Origin of the sequence: Corynebacterium sp. MSK218 (genome assembly GCF_030232655.1) — a bacterium.
In the GTDB taxonomy this organism is placed as follows: Bacteria; Actinomycetota; Actinomycetes; order Mycobacteriales; family Mycobacteriaceae; genus Corynebacterium.
Genome location: NZ_JASPGN010000014.1, coordinates 15,977 through 29,910, shown reverse-complemented (window position 1 = coordinate 29,910; position 13,934 = coordinate 15,977). Strand labels below are relative to the sequence as shown.

14 protein-coding genes, 1 pseudogene and 1 riboswitch are annotated in these 13,934 nt (G+C 60.3%); of the genes and pseudogenes, 2 read left to right on the top strand and 13 right to left on the bottom strand.

Annotated features, from left to right (window positions below):
* Nucleotides 1-135: 135 nt before the first annotated feature.
* The 4 genes from frr to rpsB all read right to left on the bottom strand — a co-directional run bounded on the left by frr (nt 136) and on the right by rpsB (nt 3,625).
* Nucleotides 136-693 carry a ribosome recycling factor gene (gene frr, locus QP922_RS10855; RefSeq protein WP_039675919.1) on the bottom strand — a complete coding sequence of 186 codons (558 nt, stop codon included), beginning with the start codon at nt 691-693 and terminating at the stop codon, nt 136-138.
* A 71-nt stretch (nt 694-764) separates the two neighbouring features.
* On the bottom strand, nt 765-1,502 hold the full coding sequence (pyrH, locus tag QP922_RS10850; RefSeq protein ID WP_039675921.1) for a UMP kinase: 738 nt from the start codon (nt 1,500-1,502) through the stop codon (nt 765-767).
* Nucleotides 1,503-1,736: 234 nt separating this feature from the next.
* Complete coding sequence (gene tsf / locus QP922_RS10845) at nt 1,737-2,549, bottom strand: translation elongation factor Ts (protein WP_070672253.1); 813 nt, start codon at nt 2,547-2,549, stop codon at nt 1,737-1,739.
* Nucleotides 2,550-2,797: 248 nt separating this feature from the next.
* Nucleotides 2,798-3,625 (bottom strand): 30S ribosomal protein S2, encoded by an 828-nt coding sequence (gene rpsB / locus QP922_RS10840; protein ID WP_284809458.1) that lies wholly within the window; start codon nt 3,623-3,625, stop codon nt 2,798-2,800.
* 432 nt (nt 3,626-4,057) lie between these two features.
* Between rpsB and QP922_RS10835 the strand changes: the two genes are divergently transcribed.
* The gene (locus tag QP922_RS10835) at nt 4,058-4,576 is read left to right on the top strand and encodes a M23 family metallopeptidase (RefSeq protein ID WP_284809456.1); all 519 of its coding nucleotides are present in this window, start codon (nt 4,058-4,060) and stop codon (nt 4,574-4,576) included.
* Here the strand turns inward: QP922_RS10835 and QP922_RS10830 are convergent.
* From QP922_RS10830 to rplS, 9 genes are all read right to left on the bottom strand, one after another.
* Nucleotides 4,539-5,450, bottom strand: a complete 912-nt coding sequence (locus QP922_RS10830) for a tyrosine recombinase XerC (RefSeq protein ID WP_284809454.1) — start codon at nt 5,448-5,450, stop codon at nt 4,539-4,541. The two genes, QP922_RS10835 and QP922_RS10830, sit on opposite strands and share 38 nt — an antisense overlap.
* 15 nt (nt 5,451-5,465) lie before the next feature.
* Nucleotides 5,466-6,644, bottom strand: coding sequence for a DNA-processing protein DprA (gene dprA / locus QP922_RS10825; protein WP_070672259.1), 1,179 nt, complete (start codon nt 6,642-6,644; stop codon nt 5,466-5,468).
* Nucleotides 6,641-8,164 carry a YifB family Mg chelatase-like AAA ATPase gene (locus QP922_RS10820; protein ID WP_070672261.1) on the bottom strand — a complete coding sequence of 508 codons (1,524 nt, stop codon included), beginning with the start codon at nt 8,162-8,164 and terminating at the stop codon, nt 6,641-6,643. The genes dprA and QP922_RS10820 overlap by 4 nt, the downstream gene beginning before the upstream one ends.
* The gene (locus QP922_RS10815; protein WP_070672262.1) at nt 8,151-8,576 is read right to left on the bottom strand and encodes a YraN family protein; all 426 of its coding nucleotides are present in this window, start codon (nt 8,574-8,576) and stop codon (nt 8,151-8,153) included. Before QP922_RS10815 ends, QP922_RS10820 begins: the two co-directional genes overlap by 14 nt.
* 202 nt (nt 8,577-8,778) lie before the next feature.
* Nucleotides 8,779-9,084, bottom strand: coding sequence for a DUF2469 domain-containing protein (locus tag QP922_RS10810; protein ID WP_039675937.1), 306 nt, complete (start codon nt 9,082-9,084; stop codon nt 8,779-8,781).
* A 91-nt stretch (nt 9,085-9,175) separates the two neighbouring features.
* Complete coding sequence (locus tag QP922_RS10805) at nt 9,176-9,817, bottom strand: ribonuclease HII (protein WP_284809450.1); 642 nt, start codon at nt 9,815-9,817, stop codon at nt 9,176-9,178.
* On the bottom strand, nt 9,814-10,542 hold the full coding sequence (gene lepB, locus QP922_RS10800; RefSeq protein WP_284809448.1) for a signal peptidase I: 729 nt from the start codon (nt 10,540-10,542) through the stop codon (nt 9,814-9,816). The genes QP922_RS10805 and lepB (QP922_RS10800) overlap by 4 nt, the downstream gene beginning before the upstream one ends.
* Nucleotides 10,520-11,215 (bottom strand): signal peptidase I, encoded by a 696-nt coding sequence (gene lepB, locus QP922_RS10795; protein ID WP_284809504.1) that lies wholly within the window; start codon nt 11,213-11,215, stop codon nt 10,520-10,522. The genes lepB (QP922_RS10800) and lepB (QP922_RS10795) overlap by 23 nt, the downstream gene beginning before the upstream one ends.
* Nucleotides 11,216-11,510: 295 nt before the next feature.
* Nucleotides 11,511-11,855, bottom strand: a complete 345-nt coding sequence (gene rplS / locus QP922_RS10790; RefSeq protein ID WP_070672267.1) for a 50S ribosomal protein L19 — start codon at nt 11,853-11,855, stop codon at nt 11,511-11,513.
* Between the two features lie 174 nt (nt 11,856-12,029).
* Nucleotides 12,030-12,144, top strand: a riboswitch (TPP riboswitch).
* Between rplS and thiC the strand changes: the two are divergent.
* Nucleotides 12,140-13,796 (top strand): annotated as a pseudogene (thiC, locus tag QP922_RS10785) (phosphomethylpyrimidine synthase ThiC); the annotation flags it as partial. Its footprint overlaps the riboswitch before it by 5 nt.
* Nucleotides 13,797-13,934 lie beyond the last annotated feature (138 nt).

Sequence of the window (13,934 nt, the reverse complement as noted above, 5' to 3'; positions counted from 1 at the left end):
TGCCGTGAGTGCTCAGTTGTCACGCTAGCTCCTTCACAACTAATGAAATGTCATCGTGGGGGTCCTACACAGAAAAATGCCGCCGTGCTGGTCGGTGCCTTGGCGCGGCGGCGGTTCGGAGTTCACAGCAGGAGGCTAGACCTCCATGAGCTCCTCTTCCTTGTTGGCGACGAGCTTGTCCACCTGCTCGATGTAGCCGGAGGTAATCTTTTCCATTTCCTTCTCAGCGGCGATGACCTCATCCTCGCCCGCGTCGCCATCCTTCTGCAATTTCTTGAGCTGCTCCATCGCCTTGCGGCGAATGTTGCGGATAGCAATCTTGCCATCTTCGCCCTTGCTCTTAGCCATCTTGACCATGTCGCGACGGCGCTCCTCCGTGAGCTGCGGAACAGTCACGCGCAGTACCTGGCCGTCATTGGTCGGATTTACGCCGAGGTCCGAGTTGCGGATAGCGTTCTCGATCTCACCAATCATGGACTGCTCGTAGGGCTTGATGAGCAGCATGCGCGGCTCCGGAACGGAGATGGTGGACATCTGCGTAATCGGGGTCGGCACACCGTAGTAGTCTGCTACCAATCCATTGAACATGGACGGGTTCGCACGGCCGGTTCGGATGGTCAGGAGCTGCTCGCGGGCGTGCTCCACCGAGGCGGTCATGTGCTCTTCTGCTTCGAGCTGGATCTCGTCGATCATGAGGGTTTACAACTCCCTTGCAATAGTTAAAAGTTCTGGGAAAGAATCTAGCAGGTCGCGGCCGGTTTGTACTAAGACTGGACCAGCGTGCCGATCTTCTCACCATTAACAGCACGTTTAATGTTGCCGTCGGTAAGGAGGTTAAACACCAGGATTGGCATGTTGTTGTCCATGCACAGGCTGAATGCGGTGGCGTCTGCTACCTTCAGGCCCTTCTCAATGACCTCACGCGGGGTGATTTCGGAGTAAAGCTCAGCATCCGGGTTGGTGCGCGGGTCAGCGGAGTACACACCGTCGACGGCCTTGGCCAGGAAGAGCACCTCCGCCCCAATTTCGAGCGCGCGTTGGGCGGCGGTGGTGTCGGTGGAAAAGTACGGCATACCCATACCTGCACCGAAAATGACGACGCGGCCCTTCTCCAAGTGGCGATCTGCACGCAGTGGCAGGTAGGGTTCTGCTATCTGCGCCATGTTGATGGAGGTCTGCACGCGGCAGTCAATGCCTTGCTGCTTGAGGAAGTCCTGCAGTGCCAAGGAGTTCATGACGGTGCCCAGCATGCCCATGTAGTCAGAGCGGGCACGGTCCATGCCGCGCTGGGAGAGTTCGGCGCCGCGGAAGAAGTTGCCACCGCCGATGACCACGGCAATTTCAGTGCCCTGGTTAGCCACCTCAGCGATTTGTCGGGCGACGTTTTCCACTACATCCGGGTCGATGCCGACCTTGCCTCCGCCAAACATCTCACCGCCCAGCTTCAGCATGACTCGCTTGTATCCGGTTCGCTTCGGTCCAGGGGTCGTCACGGCCTTCATCGTCTCCTTCACGCGTGGCGGTGCTCCACAATGAGCATCCGAGTTGAGCACTTCAATTTTTCTGTTCCATCTTAACCATAGCCGCGTCCGTCATAAATATTCACCCACGGCAGAGCGTGAGCAGTGCTTGACGACGTCCCTAAAACGCCAACGTCCCCTCCCCTTCCTCCGTACATTGTGGGTGGAGGAAAGAGAAGGGGACGCAGTATTCAGCGCGTCTCGTCCGAAAGAGGCTTAGGCGCCAACCTCGTAGCGAACGAAGCTGGTGATGGTGGTGCCAGCCTCGTCAGCAACCTGCTTGACGGTTTTCTTGGAGTCAGACAGGGAAGCCTGCTCAAGCAGGACGACGGACTTGTAGAAGCCGTTGAGGCGGCCTTCCACGATCTTCGGCAGAGCAGCCTCCGGCTTGCCCTCCTCGCGGGTGGTAGCCTCAGCGATCTCGCGCTCCTTCTCAACGACCTCAGCCGGAACATCCTCGCGGGTGAGGTACTCAGCGTTCATGGCAGCAATCTGCAGTGCCACTGCGTGGGCACCCTCAGCATTACCCTCGTAGGAAACGAGAACGCCCACTGCCGGCGGCAGGTCAGCGGAACGCTGGTGCAGGTAAACAGCAACGTTGTCACCCTCAATGGTGACTGCGCGGCGTGCCTGCAGCTTCTCACCGGTCTTTGCGGACTCTTCGTCGACGAGCTCGGACACCTTCTTGCCGTCGATCTCGAGGTTGTTGAGCTCCTCGCCGGAGTTAACCTTAGCCTCGCCAGCGGCCTCAGCAATCTTGGAAGCGAAGGACTTGAAGGCATCGTTCTTAGCCACGAAGTCGGTCTCGCAGTTGATCTCGACCATGGTGTTGCCGGACACAGCAATGAGGCCTTCGGTAGCCTCGCGCTCAGCACGCTTGGACACGTTCTTTGCGCCCTTGATGCGCAGGTACTCGACAGCCTTGTCGTAGTCACCCTGGGACTCGTCGAGAGCCTTCTTGCAATCGAGCATGCCGGCGCCGGTGGCCTCACGCAGTGCCTTAACGTCTGCAGCAGTGTAGTTCGCCATAGTTGGAGCGTTCCTCCTTGGAATTAAACGGTATTCGATGAAACAGCGTAGCTGAATCGCTACCACCACGTCGCGTTGAGGGGGTGTTAGTGATTCTCAACTCCCCCGCGAGGGTAACGCGCTCAACACCGCGGTGCCTGTTGACGGCGTGGTGGCGTGTCACTCGCCATGTTGTGGCGCGTGAGAAAAAGCCCCCATCGCCGCGGGTCTATATGTACCGCGCGGTGCGGGGGCTTTGACAATGCAGATTACTCTGCGGACTTCTCGGCGTCCTCAGCCTTCTCAGCGGAGGCCGGGTCGGAAGCAGCGGCAGCCTCAGCGGCGTCGCGAGCGTCCTTCTCAGCAGAATCGCCGGCAGCTTCCTTAGCCTGAGCAAGCTGGCGCTCTTCGCGAGCCTTCTTGCCCTCTTCCACTGCGGTGGCAATGATGCCGGAGAGCAGCTTGGTGGCGCGGATAGCATCGTCGTTGCCCGGGATCGGGAAGTTGACCTCGTCCGGGTCGCAGTTGGTATCCAGGATGGCTACAACCGGGATGTTGAGCTTGTGAGCTTCCTTGACCGCGATGTGCTCTTTGTTGGTGTCAACGATCCACAGTGCGGACGGAGCCTTGGTCATGTCGGAGATGCCGCCCAGGACGCGCTCGAGCTTGACGCGCTCGCGGGTAAGCATGAGAACTTCCTTCTTGGTACGGCCCTTGTAGCCGTCCTCTGCGGCGTCCATAGCCTGCAGTTCCTTCATGCGCTTCAGGCGCTTGGACACGGTCTGGAAGTTGGTGAGCATACCGCCCAGCCAGCGGTGGTTGACGTACGGCATGCCAACGCGGGTTGCCTCTTCGGCAACAGCTTCCTGAGCCTGCTTCTTGGTACCAACGAAGAGGATGGTGCCGCCGTGTGCGACGGTCTCCTTAACAAACTCGAAGGCCTCATCGATGTAGGTCAGCGTCTGCTGCAGGTCAATGATGTAGATGCCGTTACGGTCGGTGAAGATGAAGCGCTTCATCTTCGGGTTCCAGCGACGGGTCTGGTGACCGAAGTGGACACCAGCGTCGAGGAGCTCGCGCATGGTTACAACTGCCATGATTCGCTCGCTTTCTATACGTTGTTTCGGTTTTGCAGAAATTTGTGCGGTATTTTATCCCGCACCCTAGCAACGAAGGCCTAGGTCAACACCCCACCTCAGCGGGGACCACGTCAACCACAGACTGTCTCTTCCTTAACCCAGGAAGCGACAACTTCGCCGCGCGTAGTCAATCCAGAATTCCTCTCTTCATGCGCTGCGGGCACAAGGCCCGAAGGACAGCACAAGAGCAGTGAACACAGACTGCTGACGGCCAGCTTAGTACTGCACGCGCGAGGATTCCAAAACGACAGACCCTAAACTCACAGGGACTTTGTTGACAGCCTCACCTAGCTTCCCCACGGCTGAAACATACGTTTCTTCTTTAACAGGTTATCCACACCTCACTTTCTCTCCCTTCCCACGACAAGCGCAGGCATCAATGCTGAAAACATGCAGCACCGTTCTCACATCACCACCGTTCTTGCGACCGTAGCCGTCCTAGCTCACGTTGCCGTAGTCACTGTTCCGCAGGCTCTGCCTTACGTCGATCCGACGACCGGTTTTCCCACAGCTACTCAGGTATTGCGGGGATTCGAGCCACCCGAACAACGCTGGCTGGCCGGTCACCGCGGTGTTGACTTAGCCCTGCCAGTAGGCGGCTCTGTGCGCGCGGCCGGGGATGGAGTGGTGCACTTCGCGGGTTCGGTCGCTGGTAAACCCGTGGTATCCGTCAAGCATGACGGCGGGATTCGCACGACCTATCAACCTGTCTTTGCGAGAGTCAAAAAAGGTGACCATGTCGCAGAGGGAGACATCATTGGCACGCTGGCGCCGTCCGTCGACGGCTATCCGGGACTCCACTGGGGTGCCGTGGAAGGCCGTGAGGATTACATCGACCCATTGGGGCTGTTGGGCGAACCCGTCATCCGGCTCAAGCCCGTGGATGGGATCGCGCGTAGACGTCCTTGAGCCTCTGCGCCGAGACGTGCGTATAGACCTGCGTGGTCTGCAGCGAAGAGTGTCCTAATAGCTCTTGGACCATACGAAGGTCAGCGCCGCCTTCTAGAAGATGTGTGGCGGCCGAGTGCCGGAGGCCGTGTGGGGTCAGGCCCGATTGCCCTGTCACTTGAGCGGCGCGCTCCACGACTCGTCGAACCTGACGGGCATCAATACGGCCGCCACGGGTTCCTACGAACACTGCCTCCGTGTCACCCGCTAGCTGGCCGCGCCCAGAACTTAACCACGCCTCAAGCGCTTCTGCGGCTGCTACCCCGAAAGGCACAACGCGTTGCTTATTTCCTTTACCGGTGACGCGCGCGGTTCGCCGTGCAAGGTCAATATCGCCGATATCCAGCCCAACCAGTTCCGCAACACGCACGCCCGTGGCATAGAGGAATTCCAGCATGGCGCTATCACGTAGGAAGTGAACCTCATCAGTGGAGACTGCATTGCCCATAAGTTCACCGGCAGCCGAGGGTGACATGACGGTGGGCAGGTGCTTACCCACCTTCGGCGTAACCAGGCGTTGCGCCACATCGGTGGCGAGGTAGCCTTCACGCGCAGCCCAAGCCGAAAATGCGCGCACTGAGGCGGTACGTCGTGCAAGCGTGGACCGAGACTTCCCTTCCTCGACTGCGCGGGCCAGCCATGCGCGCAGCGCAGTCAACGTGAAGGAGGCAAAGTCAGGAACGCTATCACTCAATAGACGCAAGTCTGAGCAGTATCCACGAACCGTGGCGGAAGAGCGGCCGCGGACCACACGCTGGTATTCAGCGAAATCCTCTATCGCTTCCTCCAGCTGTGCCCCGACGCGCCGCCCACTGCTTTCACTTGCGCCACTCATAGCTCAAGAGTGTACTCAGGTACGCTGCCAGAGCGAGCCAGTGCGGCTTATCACCCCCATCTTCTGCATCGCCACCAGCAGGTGCACTGTCAAGGCCACGCGCATCCCTGCCGCCGCGGCAATGTCTTCAGCACTCGCTCCTTCATCCGCGGTTTCAGGAGGCGTGGAGTCATACACCTTGAGCTCGTTTCGAGAAAGCCGCTGGACCGCTGTGGGCTGGAATTCCAACTCGTATTGTCCCGCCGCGTCCACGGCACCGACTTGGCCAACCAAACCTCGTACCTCATCAGCAGAAGCCACCAACTGCGCGCGACCTTCCTGGATGCGCTGGTGGCAGCCCAAGGAACCCGACGTAGTGATCGGCCCCGGCACCGCCATAGCTACTCTGCCCAGAGCTTCCGCCCAGTTCAAGGTGTTGAGCGCACCCGATCTAAAGCCAGCCTCCACTACAACAGTGCCTGCCGTCATCGCTGCCACCAGCCGGTTACGAGAAAGAAATCGAAAGCGCTGCGGCCGGGTCCCAGGCGCGAACTCCGAAACAACACAGCCTGACGCGGCAATCTTCTCAAAGAGCTGTGCGTTGCGCGCCGGATAGGAAATATCGATGCCGCAGGCGGCCACCGCCACTGTTTGGCCGCCTGCGTCCAAGGCGCTTTCGTGAACAGCGGTGTCCACACCAACCGCGCCGCCAGAGATAACTGTCCACTGGTGGGTAGCTAAGCCGCCTGCTAATAACCGGCTTGCTTCCCAGCCGTAGCGGCTAACTGCACGAGTGCCGACCAGAGCAACAGACTGCGCTACGGCCTCACGCAGATTACCGCCGCGTACCCACAAACTATGGGGAGGGACAGCTTGGTCATCGAAGGTGGCGGGTGCATCGACAAGCCCCTGTTGATAGAAACCGAAAGCACTGGAGAACTCCTCGCCCGGCCACTCATTGTCGTCCGGGGTAATCAACCTCGCTCCTACTGCTTCCGCGGCGGCTAGGTCCTCGTCTTGACGCAACCAATCACGCCGCGAAGCCGTGGACTGGCGCAACGGACCGATCCAGTCCTCTCCCCTATAAATGCCGTGGGCAATCTCTTCTGCGGGGTAGTGAGTGAGCAATCCATGCAGCACAGGTGAGGGTCCCTCCACCACGCGGTTGAGGTAGGCCCAAGTGTGCTGGGGTGTCGATAGATTGAGCTCACTCATGCCGCCAGCCTTTCGATTGTTCCTGCGCCGCGCAGGTCGAGTGCCCGGCTGACGTGGTCGAGGTCAGGTCGAACTGTGCCGTCGAGATCCGCCAGTGTCCAGGCCAATCGCAGTACTCGGTCTACACCGCGTTGGCTGAGCTCCCCTTCAGCCAAGTAGGCTGCCAGCATGATCATGGCGGATTCAGCTGCGGGACGATGACGCCGCAGATACGAGGCCGGAACAGCACCGTTATTCACCACGCCTAGACCGTCCTTCTCCCATCGAGCGGTCATGCGTCCACGGGCTTCGGCTACGCGCTGCGCAATGACAGCTGAGGTCTCCTCGCCTTCGGCATTGAGCACTGCGGACTGGCCGGACAAGGAGACGATAATGTCGAGGCGATCACGCAAGGGGCCCGAAAGGTTGGAGAGATAGTTCATCCGGTCCACCGACCTGCATTCACAGCGCGCTGAATCTTCTGTGCCGCAGCGGCAGGGGTTCGCCGCGAGCACCAGCTGAAAACGTGCAGGGAATGTGACCTCCCGGCGCGCCCGGGCTAAACGCACCTGCCCTTCTTCCAACGGCGCGCGAAGGCCGTCCAACACTTGTGCTGGTACCTCACTGACCTCATCGAGGAAGAGAACTCCATGGTGAGCTAAGCTCACCGCTCCCGGCCGCGGGCGGCCCGAACCACCACCAATAAGCGCGGCTCTCGTCACTGAGGCATGCGGGGCGATAAAGGGTGCCCGGGAAATGACAGTCCCTACTGAACCTGCCACCGAATGAATAGCGGTAGCTTCAACTGATTGGTCGGTAGTCAACCGCGGCAGAATGCTGGGCAAACGGGAGGCAATCATAGACTTTCCAGACCCAGGTGGGCCGACCATCATGACGTGATGTCCGCCGGCTGCGGCAACTTCTGCTGCCCACTTCGCTTCCTTCTGCCCGGCCACCTCGCTGAAGTCGGACACCTCCTCGCGCAGCGCTACGACGTCGCGTGCAACGAGGTCCGCTGTGGCAAGGCAATCGCTACCGCATGCCCAAGCGAAGGCATCCCACAGTGTCTCCGCGACAAGAACCCGCACGCCCGGTACGAGCGCTGCTTCCGCGGCATTGCCTGGCGGGATGATGAGCGTGTCGTAGCCTTGTGAGCGTGCCGCCAGGAGCGCGGGGATAATGCCGGAGACAGGACGCACGCGGCCATCAAGTCCCAGTTCACCCAGCACGATTGTCCCGTCAAGACGGCTATTGTCCGCCTGCCCCGCTGCCAGAATGGCAAGTGCCATGGGTAAGTCGAAATGGGCTCCGGCCTTGGGCAGCGACGCCGGGGACATCGACACCACGACTTTGGTCTTGGGCCAAGGCAAGTGAGAGTTGCTCACCGCTGTGCGGATGCGGTCGCGTGACTCAGAAATCGCGGCATCGCCCAAGCCCACCACGTGTACTCCCGGGAGTCCTGGCCCGACATTGGCTTCCACTTCAACGACTTTGGCAAGTACACCGTCAAGCGCAATCGTGTCGCACCTACCGAGCGCCATGTTCCACCCCCTGGAAGTACTCCACATCGAAGTCGGCGCCAGATTGTACGAGGCCGAGGACGTCAAAGCGGACGTCGGAAAGCGGCTTTCCATCGAGCCAGTAGGCGGCAGCCTTGCGTAGGCGCTGCAGCTTGCGCTTCGTCACCGCTTCTGCGACGCCATAGTTGCGCGTGGCGCGGGTCTTTACCTCAACAAAGACGATGGTTCCATCCCGCTCACGTACAACGAGATCTATCTCCCCCACCGAATACTGCACGTTTGCAGCTATTACTTGGCTGCCGCGTGCCCGGTAGAAGTCGGCGGCGAATTTTTCACCCGCTCGCCCTAAAGCGTCTTGAGGGCGGATGGTCTGGCCTGCGGCCGGGGTGTTTACGGCTCCTGTCCGAAGCGAGGTTGCTGAGGTTCTGGTCATGGAGGTGCTCCTTGAAATGGTCGTGTTCACTACACGCCGCAAGCACGACACAAGCCCAGTCCTCGTGCCGTGGACCTCACGGCACTATCCAGAACACCCTAGGCACCTATCTCCCGACGAGGGGCCCACAGCCCCACACGGCATATCTGTGGATAACGAGTCCGGGGTCACCCCACACCCTCAGGGTTATCCACAGCTTGGACTAGTCCGGAAGCACGAAGTCCGGCTTGTCCAACTCCTCAATGTTGACGTCCTTGTAAGTAATGACGCGGACGTAGCGCACAAAACGCGCGGAGCGGTACATGTCCCACACCCACGCATCCGACATGCGCACCTCGTAATAGACATCAGGTCCGGACGTGTGCGGGATTAATTCGACGGCGTTGGCCAGGTAAAACCTGCGTTCGGTCTCCACCACATAGGAGAATTGGCTGACCACATCGCGGTACTCGCGGTACAGCGACAGCTCGACTTCAGCCTCGTAGTTATCGAGTTCCTCAGCGCTCACGGTGTGCTTCTCCTTCGCTCACGTCTACGGCGGTTGTCACGTGTTGTGACAGAACGTGCCTCAGCTTACTTCCCGCACAGCGTTGAAGCGCTCAGGCGCGCGCGAGGAAATCCGCATGGGCGCCAGCAACATTGCGATAACTCATCCGGTGCTCCGGGGTTGCCCCCATCTGAGCGATGGCTTCTTGGTGCGCAGCGGTGCCATATCCCTTGTGACTGCCCAGCCCGTAGCCCGGGTAGCGCTCTTCAAGGTCGTCCATGAAACGGTCCCGCGACACTTTGGCCAAGATACTCGCTGCTGCGATACACCGCGCGGCGGCATCGCCACCGATGATCGGCAGCTGCGGGGAAGGGATACCGGGGACGAGGAGGGCGTCGGTAAGCACATAGCCCGGACGGACCTCCAATTGCGCCACCGCGCGGCGCATTCCGGACACATTGGCGTGTTGGATTCCAAAGGTGTCGATGTCTCGGGCTTCAATGTGCACCACGGACCAGGCTAAAGCCCGCCGTTTAATAATCGGCTCCAACTGGGCGCGTGCAACAGGGCTCAGCTTCTTGGAATCATCAAGACGCTCAAGCCCAGGCACGATGCGCTCCGGAAGGATACAGGCTGCAATCGTCACCGGTCCACAGCAGGCCCCGCGACCGGCTTCATCCACGCCCGCCACCGGCCCTAGGCCCGCCTTTGTTAACGCCACCTCATACGTGCGCTTTTGCTTCAGCCGCCTCATAGATCTGGATGGTCAATGGGATGCGCACGGTTGACCGGCAGGACCACGGCTTCGACTTTGCCACGCACATTCTCTACGGGGATGGTGCCCTGCAGTTTATCGCCCAGATGCGCGCGGGAGTCGAGGGAATTGGTGCGGTTATCTCCCATGACCCACAGGTGGCCTTCCGGTACAGTCACCGGGCCAAAAAAGGCACCACCACACGCCTGGGAGCCCACGCTGCTATCGATGGGAATCTCTGGCGGGTCAAGGACAAATTCCTGACTCGTGGCATGGCCGTCGACCATGATGGAAGGATCGCCTTCCTCGCAGGACACGGTCTGCCCACCTGTGGCGATGACACGTTTGACCAGAATGTTGTCCCCATTAGGCACCAACCCCACCACGGCACCCAAGTTTTGCAGCCCGCGCACGACAACGTTGCGGGAACGTGCGACGTCAAACGAGGTATTCCACGAATCTGGTCCAGAAAAGACCACTACATCTCCCGGCTGCGGGTCAGAGAAATAGTAGCTGACCTTTTGCACAACGATGCGGTCGTTCGCGCACCCAGGGCAGCCATGCAGGGTCGGTTCCATCGAGGACGATGGAATAAGGTACATCCGCCCCACGAAGGCTTGGATGAGCGCCAACACAGCAAAGGTGACCGCAAGCGCCCACAGCACATCGCGTGTGCGCAGGCGTGCGGCTTCCGGGCTGCGTTTAGGACTGGATGTCCGGGTCATCGACCCCACCGATGCGGTTGAAGGGGAAGAAGACAAACATGACCTTGCCGCGCACGTTCTCCAGGGGGATGGTGCCCTGGTACTCATCTTGCATGTGGTAGCGCGAGTCCGCCGACGCCGTGCGGTTATCACCCATCACCCAAATATTGCCTTCCGGTACGGTCACCGGACCAAAATACGCGCCGCCGCAAGCATAGGAGCCGGTGGTTTCATCCACGCGGTAGGTGGGCGGGTCCTGAACATAGTCCTGTTCGATGGGCTTGCCATCCACCATGACGGCTGGGTCACCTTCCTGGCAGGACACAGTCTGGCCTCCGGTAGCGATGACTCGCTTAACCAGGGTGTTTTCATCCGGAGGGGTGAGGGAGACATAGCTCAAAGCATCCTGAATGCGGTGAATCACCGGGTTATCCGAGCGCGGGGATTGCCAGTTGGTATCCCAATCCTCGGTGCCCTTGAAGACCACAACATCACCCGGCTCTGGGTTCTTGTCGCCGTAATACGAGACCTTCTCGGTGAAAATGCGGTCATTGTTGCAGCCGGCGCAGCCATGCAAGGTCGGTTCCATCGAACCGGAAGGGATGACGTACTGGCGGCCCACAAAGTTCTGGAACACGCCAACCACCGCGAGTACGCAGACCACGACGATGACGGTCTCCAGGAACCACGGCATCTGCTTCTTTTCCTTATCCTGCTTCTTCGCAGGCAGTGCAGTGCTTGCCGACGTCCCCCCTACCGCCGCATCCACGTTCTTCTCTGCGCCCTGCTCACCGCTCGCGACGCCATCGGTGAGGTCCTCAGAGACACCTTTAGTCATGTCCTTGTCTTTATCCACGCGCTAAATCCTAGCAATGCGTAACGACATCCTCGGTATGCGGCTCGGCAGGAGCGGCGTTGTAAAGCACAAAGCCCTCCGCCTTTCCCACCAGGAAAGGTGGGAAGCGGAGGGCTGAGCAGAGCAGCTAGAACTAGCGGCGCTCCTTGATGCGGGCCTTCTTGCCGCGCAGGTCGCGCAGGTAGTACAGCTTGGCGCGGCGAACGCGGCCGCGGCGAACTACCTCGATGGAGGCGATGTTCGGGGAGTGAACCGGGAAGGTACGCTCCACGCCGATGCCGAAGGAGACCTTACGGACGGTGAAGGTCTCGCGGATGCCGTCTCCCTGGCGGCGGATGCAGACGCCCTTGAAGAGCTGGGTACGCTCGGTGTTGCCCTCGATAACCTTGACGTTGACGTCGAGGGTGTCGCCCGGGCGGAAGGACGGGATATCGTCACGCAGCTGTGCTGCGTCAACCTTGTCAATGAGGTTTGCCATTGAATGTTTTCCTTTTCAGTTTAAGACAGAGGACCCTAGCGCAACCTTTCGGTAGCTGACCGGTTCGTGCCTGTTACATAGAACAACGTCATCTTTCCATATCCCACCCCCACCGGCCAAATTGTTCCAAATGCCTGACATGGCTGGGATTTACCCTCTATGGTGGGAAACGCACTGATACCCCACGGGTGCCCGCAGGAAGCGGGCTGAGAGTGGCGCTGACACCGCGCCTGCACCGTTCGAACCTGTCTGGTTAGCACCAGCGAAGGAAGAGAGGAGCAGCCATGACGGCTACCCATAACCCCATCCAGTCCTCCGACTCCGGAGAGATCCACCCCAAGCACTCCTACTCCCCCATCCGGGAGAAGGGCCTCGAGGTGCCTGAGACGGAAATCCAGCTGGATGATTCCCCCACCGGCCCCAACGAACCTTTCCGCGTGTACCGCACCCGTGGCCCGGAGTGTGAACCTGAGGTGGGCCTGCCGGCACTGCGCGCAGAATGGATTGCCGAGCGCGGCGATGTAGAGCCCTACGAAGGCCGCGCCCGCAACCTGGCAGATGACGGCCGCTCCGCCGAGCGCCGCGGTGCGGCTTCCCAAGAGTGGAAGGGCGAACGTCGCCAGCCGCTGCGGTCAAAGGAAGGCAAGCGTGTGACCCAGATGCACTACGCACGCCAGGGCATCATCACCAAGGAGATGGAATTTGTAGCCCTGCGCGAGCATTGCGACCCGGAGTTTGTGCGCTCCGAAATCGCGCGCGGCCGCGCCATCCTGCCCAATAATGTGAACCACCCGGAATCGGAGCCGATGATCATCGGACGGAAGTTCCTCACCAAAATAAACGCCAACATTGGCAACTCTGCGGTGACGTCCTCCATTGCGGAAGAGGTGTCGAAGCTGCGCTGGGCCACGCGCTGGGGTGCGGATACCGTCATGGATCTGTCCACTGGAGATGACATCCACACCACCCGTGAGTGGATCCTGCGCAACTCGCCGGTGCCCATCGGCACCGTGCCCATCTACCAGGCTTTGGAAAAGGTTAACGGCGTCGCAGAAGACCTGACCTGGGAAATCTTCCGCGATACCGTCATCGAACAGTGCGAACAAGGCGTGGACTACATGACCATCCATGCCGGCGTGCTGCTGCCCTACGTGCCGCTGACCACGAACCGCGTGACGGGCATTGTCTCCCGTGGTGGTTCCATCATGGCGGGCTGGTGCCTGGCACACCACAAGGAGTCCTTCCTCTATGAAAACTTCGACGAGCTGTGTGAGATTTTCGCGCGCTACGACGTCGCCTTCTCCCTCGGCGATGGCCTGCGCCCGGGTTCGCTGGCGGACGCCAATGACACCGCACAGTTCGCTGAGCTCAAGACTATCGGCGAGCTCACCCGGCGCGCCTGGGAGTACGACGTTCAGGTCATGGTGGAAGGCCCCGGCCACGTGCCGCTCAACATGATTCAGGAGAACAACGAGCTGGAGCAGGACTGGGCGTCTGATGCTCCCTTCTACACGCTAGGCCCACTGGTCACCGATATCGCGCCGGGCTATGACCACATCACCTCCGCCATCGGCGCGGCACACATCGCCATGGGTGGCACGGCCATGCTGTGCTACGTCACCCCGAAGGAACACCTGGGCCTGCCCAACCGCGATGATGTGAAGACCGGCGTTATCACCTATAAGCTCGCGGCCCATGCGGCCGACGTGGCCAAGGGCCACCCGGGGGCGCGCGCTTGGGACGATGCGATGAGCAAGGCCCGCTTCGAGTTCCGCTGGCACGACCAGTTTGCGCTCTCCCTCGACCCGGATACCGCGCAGGCCTACCACGATGAGACTCTGCCCGCCGAGCCGGCCAAGACCGCACACTTCTGTTCCATGTGCGGGCCAAAGTTCTGTTCCATGCGCATCAGCCAAGACATTCGCGATACGTTCTCCGATTCCCTCGGCATGCCCAGCTTCCCAGGCCAAGGCTCCGTAGACCCGGACGTTATCGCTGCTGCCCGCGCAGGCGAGGAGCGCAAATCGAAGGAGTTTAAGGCGCAGGGTTCGCAGCTGTACCACGAGGAAGACGGCGTCA

Excerpts from the sequence above, each read along its gene's own strand:
- tsf (WP_070672253.1), bottom strand. The coding sequence starts at position 2,549 with ATGGCGAACTACACTGCTGCAGACGTTAAGGCACTGCGTGAGGCCACC.
- frr (WP_039675919.1), bottom strand. The coding sequence starts at position 693 with ATGATCGACGAGATCCAGCTCGAAGCAGAAGAGCACATGACCGCCTCG.
- rplS (WP_070672267.1), bottom strand. The coding sequence starts at position 11,855 with ATGGCAAACCTCATTGACAAGGTTGACGCAGCACAGCTGCGTGACGAT.
- QP922_RS10815 (WP_070672262.1), bottom strand. The coding sequence starts at position 8,576 with ATGACCAGAACCTCAGCAACCTCGCTTCGGACAGGAGCCGTAAACACC.
- rpsB (WP_284809458.1), bottom strand. The coding sequence starts at position 3,625 with ATGGCAGTTGTAACCATGCGCGAGCTCCTCGACGCTGGTGTCCACTTC.
- QP922_RS10820 (WP_070672261.1), bottom strand. The coding sequence starts at position 8,164 with ATGGCGCTCGGTAGGTGCGACACGATTGCGCTTGACGGTGTACTTGCC.
- lepB (WP_284809504.1), bottom strand. The coding sequence starts at position 11,215 with ATGCCGTGGTTCCTGGAGACCGTCATCGTCGTGGTCTGCGTACTCGCG.
- QP922_RS10835 (WP_284809456.1), top strand. The coding sequence starts at position 4,058 with ATGCAGCACCGTTCTCACATCACCACCGTTCTTGCGACCGTAGCCGTC.
- lepB (WP_284809448.1), bottom strand. The coding sequence starts at position 10,542 with ATGACCCGGACATCCAGTCCTAAACGCAGCCCGGAAGCCGCACGCCTG.
- pyrH (WP_039675921.1), bottom strand. The coding sequence starts at position 1,502 with ATGAAGGCCGTGACGACCCCTGGACCGAAGCGAACCGGATACAAGCGA.
- dprA (WP_070672259.1), bottom strand. The coding sequence starts at position 6,644 with ATGAGTGAGCTCAATCTATCGACACCCCAGCACACTTGGGCCTACCTC.
- QP922_RS10830 (WP_284809454.1), bottom strand. The coding sequence starts at position 5,450 with ATGAGTGGCGCAAGTGAAAGCAGTGGGCGGCGCGTCGGGGCACAGCTG.
- QP922_RS10805 (WP_284809450.1), bottom strand. The coding sequence starts at position 9,817 with ATGAGGCGGCTGAAGCAAAAGCGCACGTATGAGGTGGCGTTAACAAAG.